The organism is Zwartia hollandica (genome assembly GCF_019923725.1).
In the GTDB taxonomy this organism is placed as follows: domain Bacteria; phylum Pseudomonadota; class Gammaproteobacteria; order Burkholderiales; family Burkholderiaceae_B; genus Zwartia; species Zwartia hollandica.
The window spans coordinates 1-830 of sequence record NZ_JAHXRI010000012.1; the positions used below are offsets into that span (position 1 = coordinate 1).

Annotated in this window: 1 protein-coding gene; it reads left to right on the forward strand. The window is 56.0% G+C overall.

The features are described 5' to 3' along the window. Window positions 1-12: 12 nt before the first annotated feature. The coding region (locus KZZ10_RS14355; protein WP_259662230.1) for an AMP-binding protein at window positions 13-830 on the forward strand (818 nt) is incomplete at its 3' end.

Consider the following 830-nt stretch of genomic DNA (forward strand, 5'->3'; position numbering starts at 1 on the left):
CGCTTGAGCTTCATGCTCGCCGATAGCTGCGCGGCTGCACTCATCTCCACAAGCTCACTTCTAGATGAGACGGAGCTTGAAGCACCTCAGACCATCCGATTGGATGACTGCATGCTTGAGCAATATCCGAGTCACGCCATTGTGGACTCTGAGCGCTCAAATGCCCTCACCCCAAAGAATCTTGCTTACTTGATCTACACCTCAGGATCAACCGGTAGACCTAAGGGAGCAGGCAATACGCATCAAGGAGCCGGCAATCTCGTAGGCGAACTCATCACTGCGCACGCACATAATACAAACGCTCGAGTCTTGCAGTTTGCCTCGTTTGCCTTCGATGCTTCGTTCTCAGAGGTAATGCCTGCGCTGGCTAGCGGTGCAACTTTATATTTGATTGACGATGCCGCAGTGCGAACGGATCCTCGTGCCCTAGGCCGCTTCATTGCCGAGCATAGGATCACACTCGCTACATTGCCACCTGTCATCTTGCCCGAGATCCCCATTGAAGACCTCGCATGTCTTCAAACGCTTGTTGTGGCAGGCGAGGCCTGTTCGCCAGCACTGGTCAAGCGCCATGCCAAACACTGCAATATGCTCAATGGTTACGGCCCCACCGAGGCGAGCGTTTGTGTCACGATCGCGGGCCCTCTCGATCCGCAAATGGATGCCGCTGCACTTGTTCCAATCGGCCGCCCGATCCAGAACACACAGATCTACATCCTCGATGGGAGCTTGAATCCTTTGCCAGTTGGGCTAGCAGGCGAGCTCTACATCGCAGGCGCGGGCCTCGCACGTGGCTATCTCGGTCGTGCGGGGCTCACCGCTGAGCGCTT